Annotated in this window: 7 protein-coding genes and 1 tRNA gene; 4 read left to right on the top strand and 4 right to left on the bottom strand. The window is 58.3% G+C overall.

Annotated features, from left to right (window positions below):
- Nucleotides 1–503: 503 nt before the first annotated feature.
- The gene (locus HQL44_16835) at nt 504–10,910 is read right to left on the bottom strand and encodes a cadherin-like domain-containing protein (protein MBF0270250.1); all 10,407 of its coding nucleotides are present in this window, start codon (nt 10,908–10,910) and stop codon (nt 504–506) included.
- A gap of 418 nt (nt 10,911–11,328) precedes the next feature.
- On the opposite strand from HQL44_16835, the gene HQL44_16830 reads away from it, so the two are divergent.
- Both HQL44_16830 and HQL44_16825 read left to right on the top strand, forming a co-directional pair.
- Nucleotides 11,329–12,492, top strand: a complete 1,164-nt coding sequence (locus tag HQL44_16830) for a PAS domain-containing protein (protein MBF0270249.1) — start codon at nt 11,329–11,331, stop codon at nt 12,490–12,492.
- 19 nt (nt 12,493–12,511) lie between these two features.
- Nucleotides 12,512–13,648: a helix-turn-helix transcriptional regulator gene (locus tag HQL44_16825; protein MBF0270248.1), complete on the top strand. Its 1,137-nt coding sequence runs from the start codon at nt 12,512–12,514 to the stop codon at nt 13,646–13,648.
- 237 nt (nt 13,649–13,885) lie between these two features.
- On the opposite strand, the gene HQL44_16820 is transcribed toward HQL44_16825, so the two are convergent.
- Nucleotides 13,886–13,960: transfer RNA gene (locus HQL44_16820), tRNA-Gln, on the bottom strand.
- A 195-nt stretch (nt 13,961–14,155) separates the two neighbouring features.
- Between HQL44_16820 and HQL44_16815 the strand changes: the two genes are divergently transcribed.
- The gene (locus HQL44_16815; protein MBF0270247.1) at nt 14,156–14,419 is read left to right on the top strand and encodes a Usg family protein; all 264 of its coding nucleotides are present in this window, start codon (nt 14,156–14,158) and stop codon (nt 14,417–14,419) included.
- Nucleotides 14,420–14,656: 237 nt separating this feature from the next.
- Here the strand turns inward: HQL44_16815 and HQL44_16810 are convergent, their stop codons facing one another.
- Nucleotides 14,657–15,181 carry an Hsp20/alpha crystallin family protein gene (locus HQL44_16810; protein ID MBF0270246.1) on the bottom strand — a complete coding sequence of 175 codons (525 nt, stop codon included), beginning with the start codon at nt 15,179–15,181 and terminating at the stop codon, nt 14,657–14,659.
- Between the two features lie 364 nt (nt 15,182–15,545).
- Here HQL44_16810 and nifJ point away from each other — a divergent pair, with 364 nt between their 5' ends.
- Nucleotides 15,546–19,112, top strand: a complete 3,567-nt coding sequence (gene nifJ, locus HQL44_16805; GenBank protein ID MBF0270245.1) for a pyruvate:ferredoxin (flavodoxin) oxidoreductase — start codon at nt 15,546–15,548, stop codon at nt 19,110–19,112.
- A 93-nt stretch (nt 19,113–19,205) separates the two neighbouring features.
- Here the strand turns inward: nifJ and HQL44_16800 are convergent.
- Nucleotides 19,206–19,431, bottom strand: a 226-nt coding sequence (locus HQL44_16800) for a hypothetical protein (protein ID MBF0270244.1), incomplete at its 5' end; no start/stop codon positions are given.

Below are 19,431 nucleotides of genomic sequence, written 5' to 3'. Positions count from 1 at the left end.
CCCTTCGGGCCTCGGTGTCGAACGAAGGTTGAATCAGATTACCACCAGCCAAACAAAAACCCGCCGGATGGCGGGTTTTTGTTTGGCTGGGGCGCTAGGATTCGAACCTAGGAATGGCGATACCAAAAACCGCAGAAAACCGTTTATTATCAATGCCAGAAAATTTTGTATCCTTTAAAATCAGCAGATTAACCTGCGCCTAGTTTCCTCTAGATTCCGGTAATTTCACCTAGCACTGTCCCCAAATTGTCCCGCGAATGGCCCCCTCGCCCGCGCGTTACGGCAGGCCATACCATGTCGAGCGCCCAGCGCCATGGCGGACCAGCAACCCTTTTTCGACAAGATTTCCGAACGTCACCTTGAGTGTGTTGAGGCTTGCCCCAAATTCCCGAACCATATTGCGGGTCGTAACCCGACGATTGCCGTCCTGGAAGAGATAAATTTCAATAAAGGTGCTAGGTGTCACTTTCTTCTACAAATTGAGTGGACAATCCCAAGCAACTTTATTCGCCATCACTGCTTGCGACATAGACCTTGACGGATGTGTCTGTTTGGTTCGTATAGACCGTATAGCTGTCCAGGTTGCCGTCGACGGTAAGGTTGGCGGTCGAGGTGGTCCAGTCCGCGCTGTCGGATAGAATGAAGTTGTCGGCGAAATCCTGGACGACGATCAGCGTGTTGGCGGTTTGGGTGGCTTGATTGACCCCGCCATCGGTGATGTTGAGCACGGCATTCCGGTCCAGGGTCAGCGTGTTTGCATTGCCGCCTCTGCTGTCAATCATCTCGATGTTATCGAGCCGGTAGCCGTAAAGATCGGTCAGGTCCAGATTGAAGTCGGCTAAAAGCCGATCGAAATCCGCGCCACCGTCGATGCGCGAGAAGGCGTCGTCGGAGACATGGAACGCGTCATTGCCGGCGCCGCCGACCAGAATGTCGGCGCCGCCATTGCCGATCAGCGTGTCGTTGCCGGAGCCACCATGCATCACATCGATGCCGGAATCGCCGGTCAGCGTGTCATTGGCCCCATCAGAGCCGCTGTCCGTGAGGGCGCGCACGTTCAAGGTGAAGGCGGTCGAACTGGCCGTGGCGCCAACGGCAAGGCCCGAGGAAACACCAAGATCGACGCCGTCGATGGCGTCGAAGGCGCCGTTCACCGTTCCCGCCGAGACGACAGTGTAATTCGCGCCTGCGGATGGCGTGAAGCCGGAAGCGAAGGCGACGTCAAGATCGTTGTCGATGCCGGTCAGGTTGACCGTCTTGCCACTGGCCAGGACAAGGCTGTCTGAGCCAGCGGCGGTGATGTCCACTGCAAGATCGCCACCGTCCAGGAAAGTAACGGTTGGAGAATACACGGTCATTGTTGACCGAACGCCGATTCCGCCTGGATTGATCGTACCCAAATTGGTTATGGTTCCATTTGCATAATCCATTAGCATGCTTACGTTTGTAAGCGTAGCGTCTTGCGCCACATTAAAGATGCCGCCATTGAGCAGATAAATCGGAACGTTGTAACTTCCGCTGCCTGTAAAAGTTAAGGCAGCTCCATTCTCCACATACAAAGCCCATGATCCGGCGAGAACTCCCCAATTGATCAGGTTGGTGTCCATACCTGACAGATAGGTTATTGTATTCGCATTGATTGTCCCGTAGTTGTCGATTCGCCCATCTAGATACGTTATTCGATCACCGTAGCCGGAAGGGTTTGTTCCCATCGTGGTGATCGTGGCGCCCGCTTCGTTCGTCAAAATTCCATCTTTCATCACCAGATGAGCCGTCCTATAGCCACTGGTTCCCGCGTTCAGCGTTATTAAACCTACATTGCGCAGATCGCCAGCGATATACAGCGCGTCGCCACCTTGCTCGGTCATGCTTATGTTTAGGGTACCGGCATTCGAAACAAGGCCGCCCAGCGTAACGCCATGCTTCGTTACGTTGACGGCTCCTCCGGTCAGATTAGTGAGCGTCAGGCCGGAGTGATTCGTCCACGCGTTGAAATTTATGGTGCCACTGTTGGAAATGTTTCCGGCCAAAGTCCCGCCGCTGGCAGTAAGCGTACGTCCTGACCCAACTGACGAATTGGCGCACATGATCAGGCTGCCGCCGCTGTGAATCAGGGAGCCGGAACCAGAAATGCCCAGGGAGCCTATGGTGTGCGTACCATCTGAGTGGGTTACTGCGTTCTGTGAGATTGTAACAGCGCTTAGCGGGTCGGGAATTGCTCCAGAATTCCAGTAGGCGGGGGATGACCATGCAGTCGAACCGCCTACCCAGCTCGTGGAGGAAAGCAAAAACAGGCTTTGATCATCAAACTTCAACGTTTCGATTCCGATCAAAGTGTCCGTCCCGCCCGCACCGGCTACGGTGATGACTCCAGTCGCGCTGCTCGAGGTGACGACGTAATCGGCTAAGTTTCCGGAAAAGACGGCTATGTCGTTGCCGGCATTTCCGACAAGGCTATCGTTGCCAAGTCCGCCTATGAACGTGTCATTGCCCGATTTTCCGACTAGGGTGTTGCTGGCGTCTGTGCCCGCAAGCGTCATATTGGTGAAGAGAGAAAGGCTAAGATCGTTGAATTGCAGCAATTCCACGCTGCTGATTGTATCCGTTCCATTAATCCCGGTAACCGTCGTCTTTCCCGTTAGCATGCTGAAGTCAACGGCGTAATCAAAATAACTTCCCGAAAAGATCGCAACGTCGCTGCCAGGACCTCCGACAAAGCTGTCATTTCCAAACCCGTCGATGATCGTGTCGTTGCCGCCGCCGCCGTTCAAGGAATCATTGTAACTTGATCCGATCATGACATCGGCGCCATTGCCTCCCGTCAGGCTGCGGGCCAGGTAGATATCGTTGCCGCTGTCGAAGCGCAGAACCTCGATGCCGATCAGTTTGTCGTCGCCATCCGGGCCTGTGATGGTGAAGGAGCCGTCGGCCGCTTGGGTGCTGACGGTATAGGCGGAGGCATCGCCGGAAAAGAGCGCGATATCCAGGAACAGGTCACCCGAGCCGCCATTCAGCGTGTCGTTGCCAGCCCCGCCACGCAGCGTGTCGGCGCCAAGATCGCCCAACAGTATGTCGCTCTTGTCCGCGCCAGTCAGGGTGTCCGAACCTGACGACCCAGTCAGAGAATATGGCAAATGAATGTCGTTGCCGCTGTCAAAGCGCAGGATTTCGATGCCGTGCACCCTATCTACGCCGTCCGTTCCGGCGATGGTGTAATAGCCGTCCGCCCCCTTTGCGCTGATGGTGTAGTTCGAGGCATCTCCCGAGAACAAGGCGATGTCGATTGCCGAGTCCGCAACCGAGTAGCCTGGACCCAATTCGCCAACCAGAACGTCATTGCCGACGCCGCCTTTCAGGGTATCGGCGCCATAATAGCCTGTGAGCGTATCGTTTCCTGCATTGCCGTATAACGTGTCGCTTCCTCTTCCCCCGATCATGGAAACGGCAGAGCCGGCAGCCAAGTTGATGAAGTGAGCGTAGTTGTCATTAAGGATAACGTTTTCAACGCCTGTGACCTCAATCGAACTGGAGCCGGTTCCGTTTATTACAAGCGTATCAGTTCCCGCCCCCAGATTGATGCTTCCGGAAACAAGCGTTGCCATAACGGTTACCGTGTCGTTGCCGGCGCCGCCGGTGATGGTTTCGACGTTTCTGACGCTCAGGCTATTGGCCCCATTCGCCAGGACCAGCCGGTCAGCGCCCCCCCCCAAATCGATAATGCCGGAAGATTGCGCGGCGCCCAGGGTGATGATATCCGCTCCGCTGCCTCCGGTGATGGTTTCAGTGGCGGTGACGGTCAGCGTGTTGCCGCCGTTGGCCAGGGTCAGCATGTCGATTCCAGAACCCAGATTGATGGCGCCGGATGCTTGGGCAGTATCCAGCACGATCTGGTCGTTGCCGCTGCCGCCGGTGATGGTCTCGACATTTCTGACAACTAGGTGGTTGGAGCCACTGTAAAGGGCCAACCGGTCGGTCCCGCCTCCAAGATCAACAAGGGATGCAGGCGTCGCTGCACTCAGCGTGATGACATCATCTCCGGCTCCGCCTGTTATCGTTTCGACATAGGAAACGGTGAGGGTATTGCCGCCATCTGCCAGATACAGCTGATCGGTTCCGCCCGCTAGGTTGATCGTGCCCGAAGACTGGGCAGCGCCCAGCGTGATGACGTCTCCGTGCGTGTTTCCGACGATGCTATAGGCGTTGCTGACGGTCAGGACATTGACTCCCGCAGCAAGAGTCAGCTTGTTCCCTCCGGCTCCAAGATCAATAGCGCCAGATGTCTGGGCGATGCCGAGCGTTAGAACGTCGTTGCCCGTGCCGCCGATGATCGTTTCAGAATTCCTGACGGTTAGGGCGTTGCCGCCATTGGCCAGCGTTAGAACGTCCGCTCCCGCCCCCATGTCGATGGAGCCGGTGGTCATTGCGGTTCCCAGCGCGATGGCGTCGTTGCCGCTGCCGCCGGTGATGGTTTCCGTGTTTCTCACGGTCAACGCATTGCCGCCAGCCGCGAGCGTCAGCTTGTCCGTGCCTGCGCCAAGATCAATCAACCCCTCGCTCTGCGCAATCGACAAAGTGACGTTGTCGTTACCGGTTCCGCCGATAATGGTCTCGATATATCTAGCGTTGAGATAATTGGCGCCGTTGGCAAGCGTCAGAGCGTCCGTGCCGTCTCCGAGATCGACTAGATTGGAGCTTCCGGAGGCGAGAATCGTTCCCAAAATGATGGCGTCGTTGCCGGAACCCCCAAAAATGTTTTCCGTGTTCTTCACGGTCAGAATATTGCCGCCATCGGCAAGCTGGAGGGAATCGCCCGATCCAGAATGAGCGCCCAGATCGATTAATCCCTGGCTTTGCGCGGTGGTCAATGTGATGAAATCAAGTCCTGAGCTGCCATTGATGGTTTCGACATTGGCTATATTTATGGTCGCGGCACCGGAAAGGTTTAGCACATCGGTTCCGCCGCCAAGGTCGAAGAACCCGCCTTGCAGGCCGCCACCAATGGATACGGAATCGTCGCCGGTACCGCCGATGACGGATTCCACGGCCAGAATGGTCAGCGTATTTCCGCCATCCGCCAGATAGAGACGGTCGATGCCGCCCGCCAGGTCGATGGTGCCGACTGCCTGGGCGGCCCCCAAGGTGATGATGTCTGCGCCGCTGTTGCCGGTGATGAATTCCGTGTTGCTGACGGTAAGGCTGTTGGCGCCCCCATATAGAACAAGCCGATCCGTGCCCTGGCCAAGGTCGATGGCGCCTGATGCCAAAGCCGCACCCAACGTGATGGCGTCATCGCCGCTGCCGCCGACGACGGATTCGACGTGAGAAACAGTTAGTGCATGGTTCTCGTTAGACAGAATTACGGTGTCTGTTCCAGCGCCGCCATCGATGCTGCGCAGCCCGGTGCCGATATTTAGCGTGTCGTCCAGCCCCCCGGCTGTCAGTACCAACTCGCTTGCATTGCCATTGGCGTCGAAACGCCGTGCGTAGACGCCATCGCCCGAGCCGTCTTGACCAGAGCTTTGCCAAGCCACAACGAAACCGCCATCCGGCAATGCAGAGACCGACGGCGCTTGCTGGTGGTAGGATGTATAGGTGTTGATCTGAAACTCATTGCCAACGGCTTGCCCGTCCGCTGTGAAACGCTGCGCATAGACGCCATAGCCGGAACCGTCTTGTCCAATGCTTTGCCAAGTGACGACAAAGTCCCCTCCGGCAAGGCCTGTGGCTGAAGGATTTATTTGTGCGTTTACCGTCGCCGTGTTGACTCGGAATTCGGCTCCCTGGGGAATGCCTTCAGAGTTATAGGCTTGTCCATAAATACCGTAGTCAGAACCGTCCTGCCCTTGACTCTGCCAAGTTACGACGAAGCCGCCATTTTGCAACTTAGCAATTGAAGGCATGCTTTGATAATTGGCCGTGTAAGTGTTGACCTGAAATTCTGTGCCAATCGGCAAGCCGGACGCATCGTAGATCCGACCATAAACCTCGTACTGACTCTGCCAAGCCACCGCAAATCCGCCGCCTGTCAGAGGGGCTGCTGATGCGTACCACTGGTCGTTTGACGTCGTGGCATTGATCCGAAAGGCGTCTCCCAGCGCCGCACCACCGGAACTAAATGCCTGCCCGTAAACTCCCTGCCCTGACCCATCTTGCAGGTAGCTGTTCCAGACTGCAACGAATCCACCGCCCTCCAGGCCTGCGACATCTGGATGCCATTGTCCTCCGCCGGTCCAGGCGCCAAGGCTCATCGTCCCACCCTGGGCAATGCCGTCGGAGTCATAACGCCTGGCGCTGATCCTGTTGCCATCATTTTTCCAGGCGACGATGTACCCGCCATCTTCCAGCCCAGCCACTGAACATTCGTATGTGTTGTTGGTGTAGCCAACAGTGTAGACCGCCACCTCGCCGCCCTGAGGAATGCCTTGTCCGTCGTAACGCTGAAGGAATATCCCGTTCGCTGCCTGCGCTGTGCTTGACCCAGCCCAGGCAACGACGTACCCGCCGTCCGACAGTGCCTTTACGGACGCGCCAAACTGGTTGCTGCTTGTCGTCGTATTGACCTTTGTGTCACCCACGGTCACTGCCGAGACGGCGATATCGCCGTTGGCGAAACTCAAGGTGGTGATGTCTGCAAGTCCGGCGGCGCTGTCATTGCCGTTGTTGGAATCGAGATCCGTGACCGTCAGGATCTGCATGGATGCGGATAGGCGGTAGCCGCTCATGGTGTCTTGGAACTCAGCCACCCCCGGCTCGCTGCCGCCGCCCTGTTCTCCGCCCTGGCCGGAACCGCCCTCAATGGTGATGGCAACGTTTGCCGGGGCAAGCGTGCTGACTCCGTCCGAAAGCGCGAAGCCGAAGCCATCGCTTGTTGTTTGGCCGCCGTCATGGACATAAGAGACAAGGCCAGAGGCCAGTTCGGATTGGGTGAAGCTCTCGCCAATCGAAAGGGATGCGCCGCCTCGCATGATCGCGCCGTGTTCCGGCAACCCGGTCAGGATGTAAGACAGTGAGCTGGTCGGCGTATCGATGTCATGAGCGGACAGCAGCGCCGTCGTCAAAACCAGACTTTGTCCGCCGGTCGTCGCCAGACCCTGGTTGATATCGAGAACCGGCGCGTCGTCAATGGCGGATACGGCGACACTGGCGGCCATCGACGCTGTGCCGCCTTGCCCGTCGCTTGCCTGAAGGACAAAACTGTCTTGACCAAAAAAGTTCGCTTGCGGCGCGTAGGTGTAGTCTCCCGTGACCGAATCCAAAATGACCGAACCATGAGCAGCCTGGACGGCGACGGAATATACAAGGCTTGCGCTGTCGGGATCGGTTGCTGTGAAATTGTCGCTATGCTCGCCGTCCTCGTCCATGGTGATCAGAAGGGCGCCGCTATCAAGTTGCGGCGCGTCGTTGACCGCGGTTAAAGATATGGTGGAGGAAATTGGCTGACTTGTCCTTACGCCATCGCTAACGGTGATGTTGATGGTTCTGGTCTGGTCCGCCGCCGGATCTTGTGATTCGTTGTCGAACAGAACGGAGCGCAGCGCCGTCTGATATTCGGCCAGCGTTGCTTGGCCGGAAAGAGTCAGAACGCCATTCTGGGCGTTGTAGCTTCCAGAGATGTTGGCCGTCTGGGTAAAAGACAGCATATCCTGTCCGGCGGCATAGCCTTGAACGATGGTGGCAGTAGCGCCCGCAAGAAGGGGGCTGTCGTTATCGGCGACGATCAGGTGAGGGGCGACCGGAACCGCATCGCCGCCCTCGGTGAAGTTTGCCGTTCGCCCACCTTCAAGAACCGGTGTTGCCAGAACCCGCAACTGGCCGTCGGCGATCCCCCAGCGGGTGATATCTTCCCAGCCGCCATCCTCGTCGGTCAGCCTGATATCGTAAATGCCGTCGCCGGTTCCGACATGGACTGTCGTGAATCCGCTGTCGCTCCATTGGACCTGAACGGCGCCTGCGGTCGCATCGCCGCTTCCTTCGCTGACGATTCCTTCAAGCTCAAGGTCGGAAAAGAAAATCCGCTCCAGTTCCGACAGATCGGCAATCGTGTCCAATCCCGTGTCGGACAGGCTGAACATGAAGGAATCGACGCCAAGTCCGCCGGTAAGTTGATCCGATCCGTCGCCGCCGATCAACGTATCCGCCCCGGGTCCGCCATAGAGAAAGTCGGCGCCTTCCATGCCGGATATGAAGTCATTGCCCAGAAGACCGCGGATGATGTCGCCGCCCGAAGTTCCGGTCAGAACGTCATTGCCGTCCGTCGCCGCCAAGTTTGGGTTGATGACGCCGATGGAACTTGCCGCCGCTTCCATCCTTGTGGCAAAAGCGTCTCCGGTGAACTGCGCGACCAGATTGGCGCTATTGCCGCCACTGACCGCAGCCTTGATCGTATCCGCCGCCCCCTGTGCCACGTAGGCGATGCGGGCGATGGAATCGACCAGCGACGCGCCGGAACCGCTCAATCCATCGATCTGGCTGTTGGCCGCCGCGATCATCTGGGAAATATTGCTTTTGGCGTTGACGATGAAGCTGCTGCCGCCAAGGCCCGCCGATATGGCCGCATTGTCTATCAGGTTGCCCAGCGCCGTCGAGTTCGACGAACTAAGATCTACGGCGCTTGACGACGTGGAAAGCAGGTCAGCCAGGGCGCTGTAAACGGAACCGGTTGCCCCGGCGGCGGACAGGCTGGAATTGGCCCCCCTCAGCGCCGATCCAACCTGTACGGCGGTATTGTGGATCTTGACGGCGGCGGCCAGTACGCTTGCGGCTTCGCTTGTCTGCGCTCCGCTGAAGCTGCCAGCGATGGGGTCGAAGGTCTTTAGATCGACCGAAGAAGGAATGCCCAGCGCCGTCACCAGCTTCGCCTTCGCTTCCGTTTCGCTAATGCCGCTGGACATCATCTGGTCGATCAAGGTCGTCAGCGGCGTAATGACGCTGGAACCGATGGGAGCGCTCATCGACCCCGTGAAGGCGCTGTTGGTCGAAAGGTCCGTACCGCCCTCGATCACCAGCGATCCTGTCGTGCCTGTGCTGGAGAGGGAGAAGTTGCCAGATGCGTCGGTGGTCGTTTTTGATTCGCCGGTATCCCAGGTCCCGTTACCATTGGCGTCCAGGAAAACGGTAGCGCCCGAGATATAGCCGTCGATGGCCTTGCCGGAATAGGTGTAATTCACAGGGGCGGTCGTTGTCTGGCTAGACGTCGTTGCGTTGTTGTCGTTGTTGCTGGAACTGCTGCCTGTCGTGCTGGACGAGGTGGTGGTTGTCGGCGATGAGGCCGTCGATGCGGATGCGGTCTGCGTCGTCGCGCTTGTCGTGGTCGGGCTTGAAGCGGTGGAGGTGTCGACAGATGTCTGCGTGACCCGAATGAAGGAGGTTGAAGCGGTTGCGTCGATGGCGCTGGTTGCTTGCGAGCCTGTCGTAACGGTTTGCGCTGGCGTTGCGGTCGATGTCTGGCTAGCGGCGGCCTGTGTTGATGTTTGTGCAGCGGACGTTGCCGCAGTCTGCGCTGAAACTGGTGCGGTCGTTTGGGGGCTGGTGGTGGCTGGCGTGGTTGAAACGAAAGGCGTCGCTGTCAGCACACCGGTCTGTTGGGCGACGCTGGCGGCTGCTCCAAGGGCATTTTCGGTCGAAGCGCCCTGAGCCTTGGCATCGCTGTAGGCCTGGGATGCCGCCATGGCCGCTTGCAGTGCCGATTCCACTGGCTTTCCCTGCTGAACGGCGGTTAGAATGGCCGCCTGGGCAGCCGCGGCGAAACTGGCATCGATCCCCTTGGCCAATCCTCCCGTTTCCACGGCCTTCGCCTGGAACACCCCCTCGACGGTTTCCGCTGCCTGGGAAGCTGAAGCAGGCTGAGTGCCAGACGGCTGGACGGCTGCGCCACCCCCCTTGGCGTCCGGAATGCCGGATACAGGACCGGCTTTCGGTCCGACCTGCTCTTGTTGGAATTGAGGCGCCTGTGGAGCCAATTGCAAAATCTGTTCGGCGGAGCTTCGTGCGGCCTGTGGCGCGCTGACGCTCGTCACCGCATTTAAGACTTCCACGAAACTGTTGGCGATCTGGCCCTTGCTGACCTGCACCACGCTTGAGGGAGCCGCAAAAAAGTTGGCAACATGCACGGCGCCAAAGTTTTGATTGTTGGTGGTGGTTCCTGCCGCCGTGGTGATCGTGAATTCGCCGGTACTGTTTCCCTCCGGAAGCAGAGCGGTGACCAACCCAGACTCTGGCGTGAAACTTCCCGCCACCATGGTCCCGCGAATGCCGATGGTGGCCACCGGGGTTTTGAGCGACGCGGCATCCGGCGCCGATTTGGCGATCTGGCCCGAGACGAAGGAAAAGCTGCCCTGAACAAGCGAGAAGGATGACCTTCCAATTTGCGTGGCAGGGTCGAAGACCATCTGGTCGAGCACAAGTCGCCCGTTGCCGCCAAGTGCAAGAGTGGTGCCATCCATGAAGACGAGGCCGATAGCGGCGCCTTTGAGTGTTTGCAGCACGTCGCCTTGGAAGACCGCGTCACCCTTGTGCAACTGGTTTTTGCTGCCGTCGGCATGAACAACCGTCACGTCCCCGGACAAAGCGTCGGCGCGACCAATCGGCTGTTTGGCCGGGATGTCTCCCGCCTGGGCGTATTGTCCAGGAGTCAGGGAGCCAGCCAGCCTGACAGCCAACTCGCCCGGAATGACGGAACCGTCCGCGCTGACCAGGTCAGGCGGCGTTTCGGTGGCAAAGAAATCTCGGATCAGGAACTGCTCGCCGTTCGGGCTTTGCAAAAGCAGGTCCGGACCAAGCCGCTGATACTCCCCCGAAAGCAAAAGTTGAGACGAGGGAACGCCAACGGCGGCTCCTGTTTGCGACGAGGCGCCGGTCCTAATACTTCCTCCAGATTCTACGCCGTCTCCCGTGTTAAATGCTTTTTTCATTTCCGCCCTGAATGTTTACAGTTATCTGGCGGCAACCCTCTCCCTGCGCTTTTTTACCCCGCTACGAGGGGAGTTGAATTTATCGCGCATGCAAGAAGACCAAATCTTTTGCAAGCAGCCATCGTTCGAACGTATGAGTTTGAAAAATATTTTTTCTCGATAGAACAAATAATCCCTATTTTTCTTGTGGGGTTGAGCCCCCCAGTTGATATGCGCCGGGAGAAATTACAACGCATTTGAATATGGCAACAAAATATCGAAAGATAATCATCTTTCCGTAGACGCAGTGAATTCTCTATGAGAGGGTTATACGGTCAAAGCGGGAACAATTGCCGACCGACAAGAGCAACAGGCGCTGTGCGCGCGCCCCGCAGGACCGTTAGCTGATGCAATGGCCGCAAGCGGGAGGCAGGGCATCATGGAGGGACTTGCTTGCAAAACGGACGGTTCCAGCGAATTGGAACCGATCATTGATCTCTTGTACGAAGCGGTTACCGATTCCACCAAATGGGAACCGCTTCTGGAGAGCTGCGCCAAAGTGTTTGGCGCCAGTTCCGCCTCGATCAATATTCTTGATCCTACTTGGTCAAGCGGGCTGTTCAACGCTTTCTACAAGCTGGATCCGGGGTTGCTCGTGCGGTTCATGGACTATGTCGCCGAAGACCCGCGTTTGCCATTATGGAAAGAAAATCCGGGGCGACCGCTTTCCGATCATTTGGAACTTCCCCAGGCGCATTTCGACAGGTCCCGTCTGTTTACCGAGGTAATGCGCCCAAACGGCATCGAATATTCCCTGGGCGTGCATCTGCCGCAGGACGGAGTCAACTCCGGTTTCGTTTTTTTCCGCTCTCCCTCAGACAGAGTATTTAACGAGAGGGAAGTCGCAAAACTAGGAAAGTTGGTTCCCCATCTCCGCCGCGCCGTACGTCTCTTTACGCAGTTTATGCGACTCGAACGCGACAAATGGGCGGCCATGAGCGTTCTCGACACCATGCCGCTTGGCATTCTGGTCGCCGATGCCGAGGCCCATCTCCAGCATGCCAATCTCGCCGCCAGGGAGATTCTCGGTCTCAAGGACGGTTTGTTGGTCAGGCACAATCTTCTATGGGGTTCGGATTCCGATAGCACCTCGAAATTGAAGCAGGCAATCCGCGCGGCAATTGACGGCCACACGCCTCAGGGCATCACCTTGCCCCGGCTGGAAGGTTCTCCGTTGCTGCTACGTATAGGCTCCCTACGCCAGGACAGCTTTGAGGGCTGCATCATATCCCTCGAGCAGCCGCTGGCCATTCTGTATATCACCGATCCCGACCGTCCCCAAGAAACGATGCTCGAGCTTCTGCAACGTCTGTACGGACTGACGCCGCGTGAAGTCGAACTGGCGGCGGCCCTGTCAAAAGGCGAACGGCTTGACGATTGTTCGGCAAGAATGAAGATATCGAAGCCGACGGCCAAAACCCATTTGCAATCGATCTTCTCGAAAACCGGCGCCGCCACCCAGGCCGACCTGGTCAGATTGGTCCTCTCGGCACCGGTGTGGGAAATGGACGCAACCGGCCTTACCAGGAAGAGGATTGAATAGGTAGAGCATCATGACAGCCATGGACAGCCCCCCGGATATGGTGCTTGAACGCGCCATCGAGCTTCTTTACGAAGCCATCACCGATTCCTCGCGCTGGCAGGAGTTCTTAAACGTCTGCGCCAATGCGTTCGACGCCAAGGCGGCATCGATCATCATCACCGATGCGCAGGTGGCCAACGGCGTCTACAGCGCCCTGTACAATCTCAATCCAGACCAGCTTGCCAAGGCGATCCAGCATGGCCAAACGGATTTACGTGTGCTCTACAGCATGGCAAACCCCGGTCGGCCCTTTTCGGATTATCTTGTCATGCCCCATGACGAGCTTGACCGTTCGCCAATGGCCGTGGATTGTCTGATCCCCAATGGGCTTAGATACACTTTGGGCGTTTCCTTCGTCGATGAAACAACCATGTCCGCCGTTGGCTTCTACCGCAGACGCCAAGATGCAATTTTTGATGAGAGCGATTTGCGGCGCATGGGACGACTGGTCCCGCATCTCAGGCGGGCCATCCGTTTGGTTGTGCAGTTTCTCAGGCTGGAGCAGGAGAAGTGGGCCGCCCTCGAAGTGCTGAACACGATGCCGATGGGGCTGGCCATCGCGGATGCGCAAAGTCATTTACTGCATGCGAACACGGCTGCGCAGCGCATTCTTGAAGCCGGAGACGGATTGTTGTTCAATCACGGAAGGCTTTGGGGCAATACATCAGATGCTTCGGAAGCTCTTAGATCGGCCATCGCTTGTGCCGTGGATGGCAGCAAGCCTCATCAGGCGCTAGCCATAACCCGCCAGGCGGGCACCCCTCTATTCCTGCGCATCGCCTCGCTTCATCGGAATGAAATGGCAGGAAAGCAGATCGCCTTGCCGCAACCTGTGGCCGCCTTGTACATCACCGATCCTGACCGTCCGCAGGAAACGATGTTGGAGTTGCTTCAGCGCCTCTATGGCCTGACACCGCGCGAGGTCGAATTGGCCGCCTTGATTGCCAGGGGCGAGCGGCTCGATGCCTGCGCGGCGAATATGAACATTTCAATCCCGACGGCAAAAACGCATCTGCAATCCGTTTTCGGAAAGACAGGCGCAGCAACCCAGGCCGATTTGGTCAGGCTGGTGCTTTCGGCGCCGGTGTGGGAACATGCCTCAGCCCCTGGAACGTGATGCTTTGTTTTTTGGCACGGCACGGTAGGTTAGGACTAAGGCAAGACTCACTTGAGGAAGCAGGCAAGAGCGGCTGCGATGCAAACCGTCGCCATGAAGGTTCCGTCGTGCCTGTCGAAGCTGGTTTAGGCTGTTTCAACTGGATTCAGATGGTCACCAAGCAATCTTAAGTGGCCCCAAATTATCCCGAAAAATCCGGGCCAAATTTTCTGTCTTTCTCTAAGCCATTGAAAACATTGGCTGGGGCGCTAGGATTCGAACCTAGGAATGGCGATACCAAAAACCGCTGCCTTACCACTTGGCTACGCCCCAACACAGAGGAGCGCGCAACATAATGCGCTTGCCCTTTGGCTGCAAGCCCGAGCTTTTCATGTTAGCGATTTTGGACGGTTTGGCCCAAGGGTTGCAAGAACCATGGCTAGAACGCTGCCGGAACCCGAAACGCCTTTCATTTCAAAGCGGATCGGCAATTTCCTCCCGGCAAGCATTGCCCATAAGGAGGGTGCCATGCGCGAGTTCGACCTGATGCTGAAAGATTACCGCCTGACCACGGCCGAAATCTTCTATCACCTGCCCGATCACCCCAATGTGCTGCAAAGCTATGTTTGGCAGGAATACGACCACGCCCCCGACTATCCGGAACTGCACAAATTCCTCGATTATTGGAGCCATAATATCGAGGGCACGCTGCATTCGATCTATGTCGCCTCGGCCAAGCCGCTGCGCCCCGGCGCTTGGCGCTATGCCCAGGTCAGCCTAAGCGTGCATTAATACCAAGCGGCAAAGTGCTTAACTTATTGCCGCTTGGACGCGAGCAAGGCTCGCGCGCGCCCAATGGCGCGGGAGCCAAGGGATGCGGAGCATCCCGCCCGGCGATTGAGGCTTGCATTAATCGGTCACGATTAATGCAAAACAGTATTAAGGGTTCCCACGCCGTAGTCCAACAAAACCAAACGGCCCGGCGGGCTGGGCCGGGCCGCTGGCAAAACGGCTATCAAGCTGCATCAGTTACGTGCCTTTCACCTCGATCTTGCGGGGTTCCCGGGCGGCGGCGGGAAGTTTGGGCAGCGAAACAGTCATCACGCCCTTTTCCATGCGGGCCGTGATCTTGTCCGCATCGACCGTTTCGGGCAACCTTAGGCTGCGCATGACGGTCGCGTGGTGCCGCTCAACGCGGTGATATTCCTTATCCTTTCCTTTTTCCTGGGTTTCGGACTTTTTCTCGCCCTCGATGGTCAAAAGACCGTCCTTCAGAGTGAGCTTGACGTCGGCCTCGTCCATACCAGGCAGATCAATCGTCACTTCGAACCCGGTTTCGGTCTCCGCCACATCCATTTTTGGCAGAGCCGCCAGCGAACGTTCCATATCCCGCAGCATTGGCAGGCCACCCATGAAGGAATCGAACATCCGGTCGAAATCGGCCAGACCTTCGAACAGCCAGCCGCTGGGGTACTCGTAAGACACGGGGGCCTTGGCCGCCCCTGCCTTGCCAACCGGCGCCTTGCCGGTTTTCTCTAACGTCTTGGTTGACATGGCTACCCTCCTTTGCCAGAGGTGGGATCACATCTACCCGTCTGTAATATATCACTTTTCATTATTTTTTGGCATGCAGGCCTGTCATGGCCGAGATCGAATTACTACATGGGATGGGCCGGGCGACGTCATTTCGCACCGCAGCGCAACTTTATTACCATGATTTCCCAGAAATAAGCAGTATTGTTTCAAAATCAGGTTGCACATGCGAAATACATCGCCTAATCTGCGGTCGTTCGCGGCGTCTTTGCGGCACCGCATCATGACAATTCGATAATGGAGTGCGGAATCCATGCCCAAGACGAAGACGCCCCCTGCCAAGACTGGCGCGGCAAAGACTGCCGCGGGAAAGAATGCGCCCGCCATGGTAACGGTGGACGGCAACGAAGCCTGCGCCTCGATCGCCCATCGCTTGAGCGAGGTGATCGCCATTTACCCCATTACGCCTTCTTCGACCATGGGCGAGCTGTCCGACGAATGGTCAGCGGGCGGGCGCACGAACATCTGGGGCGTGGTCCCCGACGTGGTCGAGATGCAATCTGAAGGAGGTGCTGCCGGCGCCGTGCATGGCGCGCTTCAGGCGGGTTCCTTGTCCACCACCTTCACGGCCTCGCAGGGCCTGCTGCTGATGATCCCCAACATGTATAAGATCGCTGGCGAACTGACCAGCTTTTGCATGCATGTTTCGGCGCGCACCCTGGCCACCAACGCGTTGTCCATTTTCGGCGATCACTCCGACGTGATGTCGACCCGCCAGACCGGCTTCGCCATGCTGGCCTCGGGTTCGGTGCAAGAAGCCCACGACATGGCGCTGGTCGCGCATGCCTCGACGCTGTCGACGCGCCTGCCTTTCTTGCACTTCTTCGACGGCTTTCGCACCTCGCACGAAGTAGCCAAGATCGAATATCTGGAAGATTCCGTTCTGGAAGCCATGATCGACCCCGAACTGGTGGCCGATCACAGGAAGCGCGCGCTGAACCCCGACGCCCCCAAGGTGCGCGGCACGGCGGCCAATCCCGACACCTTCTTCCAGGCACAAGAGGCGCGCAATCAGTTCTATCTCAAGGCCCCCGATCAGGTGCAGGCCGAGATGGACAAATTCGCCCATCTGACCGGCCGCCAATATCAATTGTTCGAATATCACGGCCATCCCCAGGCCGAGCGCGTGGTCATCGTCATGGGTTCGGGCGCCGAAACGGTTCACAAGACCATCGGCTGGCTGAACCAGCATGGCGAGAAGCTGGGTGTGCTGAAAGTGCGCCTGTTCCGTCCCTTCTCGATCAAGCATTTCATCGACGCCCTGCCCAAGTCGGTGAAGACCATCGCCGTTCTCGACCGCTGCAAAGAGCCGGGATCGGTCGGCGAACCCTTGTATTGCGACGTGCTGTCGGCCCTGGCCGAGGCCCGCGCGGAAGGCCGCACCAAGCTGAACCCGACCATCATCGGCGGGCGCTACGGCCTGTCCAGCAAGGAATTCACCCCCGCCATGGTGCGCGCCATCTTCGAAGAGTTGGCCAAGCCCGAACCGAAGCGCCACTTCACGGTTGGCATCACCGACGATGTCACGCATCTGTCGCTGGCCGTCGATTCCCACTTCGAATTCGACCCCAAGGACGTCACCCGCGCCGTGTTCTTCGGCCTGGGCTCCGACGGCACCGTTGGCGCCAACAAAAACTCGATCAAGATCATCGCCGACAATACCGACCTGTATGCCCAGGGCTACTTCGTCTATGACTCGAAGAAGTCGGGCGCCGTCACTATTTCCCACCTGCGCTTCAGCCCCAGGGCCATCCAATCGCCCTACCTGATCCATCAGGCCGAATTCCTGGCTTGCCATCACTTCGTCTTCCTTGAGAAGTATGACGTGCTGCAATATGCCGCCCCCAAGGGAACGCTGCTTTTGAACGCGCCTTACGGCAAGGACGAAGTGTGGGCCAAGTTGCCCAGAAGCGTGCAGCAGGAGATCATCGACAAGGACCTGAAGGTCTATGTCATCGACGCCCATGAAGTGGCCCAGAAGACCGGCATGGGATCGCGCATCAACTCGATCATGCAAACCTGCTTCTTCGCCCTGTCCGGCGTTCTGCCCAGGGACGAGGCGATCAGCCAGATCAAGAAGGCGATCGAAAAGACCTATGGCCGCAAGGGCGACGAAGTGGTTCAGAAGAACTTCGAAGCCGTCGACGCCACTCTGGCCCATCTGGAACAGATGCCGGTGCACGGCTTGGCCACGGCCGATCACGACCTGCCACCCTCGGTGCCCGATCATGCGCCCGACTTCGTGAAGACCGTGACCGCCGTCATGCTGGAAGGCAAAGGCGATCTGTTGCCGGTCAGCGCCTTCCCGCCCGACGGCACCTGGCCGATCGGAACGGCGCGTTTCGAAAAGCGAAGCCTAGCCGACGAACTGCCGGTCTGGGAAACCAGCCTGTGCATTCAGTGCAACAAGTGCGTGATGGTTTGCCCGCATGCCGCCATCCGCGCCAAGGTGGCCGACAACGCCTTGATGTCGGGCGCGCCCGCCAGCTTCAAGTCGATGACCTACAAGGGCACCGAATTCAAGGACGCCGCCTATCTGTTGCAGGTGGCGCCCGAGGATTGCACCGGCTGCTCGCTGTGCGTCAAGGTCTGCCCCGGCAAGGACAAGCAGAATCCCGAGCGCTTCGCGCTGGCGATGGTTCCGCAGATGGGAATCATGGAAGCCGAGAAGAAGAATTTCGACTTCTTCCTTGAATTGCCCGAAGTCGATCGCACCGCCTTGAAGCTCACCAACGTCAAGGCGACGCAGTTGTTGCAGCCCTTGTTCGAATTCTCAGGCGCTTGCAGCGGCTGCGGCGAAACGCCCTATATCAAGATGGTCACCCAGTTGTTCGGCGACCGCGCCCTGATCGCCAACGCCACGGGCTGTTCGTCGATCTATGGCGGCAACCTGCCGACCACGCCTTATTGCGCCAACGACGATGGACGCGGCCCCGCCTGGGCCAACTCGCTGTTCGAGGACAATGCGGAGTTCGGCCTGGGCTTCCGTCTGGCCGTCGATTTCCATACGCAGCAGGCGCGCATCCTGGTCAAGCAACTGGCCTCGCAGATCGGCGAGCAGTTGGCGACCGAGCTTCTGCACCCCGGCGCGAACGACGAGGCTGGCATCGCCAAGCAGCGCGCGTTGGTCGCACAGCTTAAGCAAAAGCTGCTGGGCCTGACGTCGCCGGAAGCGGCCCGCCTGTTGCTGGCGGCCGACTATCTGGTCGAAAAGCAGGTGTGGATCTTCGGCGGCGATGGCTGGGCCTATGACATCGGCTATGGCGGGTTGGACCATGTGCTGGCCTCTGGCCGCAACGTCAACATCCTGGTCATGGACACCGAGGTCTATTCCAACACCGGCGGTCAGGCGTCGAAATCGACGCCGATGGCGGCCACGGCCAAGTTCGCCACGGCGGGCAAGGCATTGGGCAAGAAGGACCTGGGCATGCAGGCGATCAGCTACGGCAACGTCTATGTCGCCTCGGTGGCCTTCGGATCGAAGGACCAGCAGTCGGTGCGCGCCATCCTGGATGCCGCCAGCTATGACGGCGTGTCGCTGATCATCGCCTACAGTCATTGCATCGCCCATGGCTATGACATGGCCGCCGGCCTGGATCAGCAGATCCTGGCGGTGAAGTCGGGTTACTGGCCGCTGTACCGCTTCGATCCCAGGAAGTTCGGCACCGACGAAGGGCCGATGACCCTGGACTCGGGCGAACCCACGGCGTCGCTGGACGAGTACATGAAGCTGGAATCCCGCTTCCAGTCCACCAAGCGCCAGAATCCCGCCCGCTTTGCCGACATGGTCAAGCAGTCGGAAGTGTTGCTCAGGCGCCGCTACGACATGCTGAAACGCATGACCGGCGTGGGCATGCCCAAGCTGGACGGCACCAAGGACGCGGCCGAGTAACGGCTGCGCCCACTTTCGAAAACGCAAACGGCCCCGGAGAAATCCGGGGCCGTTTTGCTTGCTGGCGGCTGATTGCTAGCGGCGGACAGCTTCTCACAGCCATCCCAGGAAATTGCCGATGCCTTCGGCCATGGCCATTGGCCCGGCGCTGGCCGAGACGCGATTAAAGGCGTCGGTGGTCTTGGGTCCGATCTCGCCGTCCAGTTTCAGTTCCTGCCAATCGTTTTGATATTTCGGGCCGATCTGGTTCAAGCCCGCCTGCAAGGCCAGCGCCCAGAAATTTGTGCCGCCCAGCAGCCCGGCCAACAGATAGCCCAGT

It is taken from the genome of Alphaproteobacteria bacterium, assembly GCA_015231795.1.
Classification (GTDB): domain Bacteria; phylum Pseudomonadota; class Alphaproteobacteria; order Rhodospirillales; family WMHbin7; genus WMHbin7.
Note: the sequence above shows the minus strand (reverse complement) of the source record. Positions and strands in the feature narration are given on the sequence as shown.

What these genes read in the sequence shown, in the direction of transcription:
- HQL44_16835 (MBF0270250.1), bottom strand. Translation starts at nt 10,910, where the DNA reads ATGAAAAAAGCATTTAACACGGGAGACGGCGTAGAATCTGGAGGAAGT.
- HQL44_16830 (MBF0270249.1), top strand. Translation starts at nt 11,329, where the DNA reads ATGGAGGGACTTGCTTGCAAAACGGACGGTTCCAGCGAATTGGAACCG.
- HQL44_16825 (MBF0270248.1), top strand. Translation starts at nt 12,512, where the DNA reads ATGGACAGCCCCCCGGATATGGTGCTTGAACGCGCCATCGAGCTTCTT.
- HQL44_16815 (MBF0270247.1), top strand. Translation starts at nt 14,156, where the DNA reads ATGCGCGAGTTCGACCTGATGCTGAAAGATTACCGCCTGACCACGGCC.
- HQL44_16810 (MBF0270246.1), bottom strand. Translation starts at nt 15,181, where the DNA reads ATGTCAACCAAGACGTTAGAGAAAACCGGCAAGGCGCCGGTTGGCAAG.
- nifJ (MBF0270245.1), top strand. Translation starts at nt 15,546, where the DNA reads ATGGTAACGGTGGACGGCAACGAAGCCTGCGCCTCGATCGCCCATCGC.